1 protein-coding gene is annotated in these 593 nt (G+C 34.6%); it reads left to right on the forward strand.

Annotated elements, in window-relative coordinates; translation table 11 throughout:
- Positions 1-593: hypothetical protein (locus IE258_RS40840; RefSeq protein ID WP_189750845.1), on the forward strand; the 593-nt coding region annotated here is incomplete at both ends.

Genomic DNA, 593 nt, shown 5'->3' on the forward strand with positions numbered 1-593 from the left:
TATAGCCCATATCAGAGGAACACTCTTTGGAATGGCTCAAATAAGCAAGATTATATCAAACTTAATACAGAGACCTACTGTTATGTTGGTATGTATAATGATACTGATGAACCTTACGGAATACCTCCTTTTATGGCATCTTTGGATTCATTAAAGGGTCATCATGATATGAAAACTAACTTTAAACATATCATGGAAATCTGTGGTATGGTTGGTTTTCTAGAGGCTTTGATGGAAAAACCACAACAGAAACCTAATGAAAATGTAGAAGCTTATACTAGAAGATTAAATAGGGAGCTAATACGTTTGAAACAGAATGTAAGGGAAGGTATGAAGGATGGAGTAGTAACTGGTTACATTGATGACCACCAGTTTAAACTTAACTCTACTTCAAAAGAGATGAGCAATATTGATAAACCCTGGAATATGAACCAGCAATCAGTTGCTAATGGTTTGGGAGTAAATGGCAACCTAATTGGAGTACAAGCTTCCATTGGAGAAGGAGCAACTGGTATTATGCTTTCTAAGCTTATAAGTCAGCTAAAGAATATCCAAATGATAGTTTCTTATGTTCTTAAGTTTATTTATGAACT

The organism is Streptomyces tendae, from assembly GCF_014650435.1.
GTDB classification, from domain to species: domain Bacteria; phylum Actinomycetota; class Actinomycetes; order Streptomycetales; family Streptomycetaceae; genus Streptomyces; species Streptomyces tendae.